The organism is Vibrio sp. 10N.261.52.C11, assembly GCF_041471405.1.
GTDB classification, from domain to species: domain Bacteria; phylum Pseudomonadota; class Gammaproteobacteria; order Enterobacterales; family Vibrionaceae; genus Vibrio; species Vibrio crassostreae_C.
Genome location: NZ_JBFROI010000150.1, coordinates 1 through 369 on the forward strand (window position 1 = coordinate 1; position 369 = coordinate 369).

General features: G+C 48.5%; 1 protein-coding gene. It reads right to left on the reverse strand.

From position 1 onward, the window contains the following. The coding region (locus tag AB4323_RS24480; RefSeq protein ID WP_372153554.1) for a cadherin-like domain-containing protein at positions 1-369 on the reverse strand (369 nt) is incomplete at both ends.

The window sequence follows — 369 nt, forward strand, 5'->3', positions numbered from 1 at the left end:
CAACGCCAGCGATTTGGGCTTTATCGCCAACAGCCGAGAGCGTCGTTGATGCGCCAGTGTGTGTCACACCACCGTGGGCATCTTTGACATCATAGCTAAAGTGCACCGCTCCGTTGTAGTCTTTTTCTGGGGTAAAAGTGAACGTGCCATCGGCATTTAACGCAATAGCACCATGGTCAGCCTGTAGGTTTTCAATGGATAGTTTGCCAATATCGTTGTCATCAACATCGCTAGTATTAGCCAGAAGCTGTGCTGAGGTGAGGACAATTTTGCTATCTTCCAAGCCATTCGCTAAACGTACTTCAGCTGACGCAACTGGCGCATCATTGGTGCCATGAACGGTCACTGTGATATCTTTTTTAGCACTGC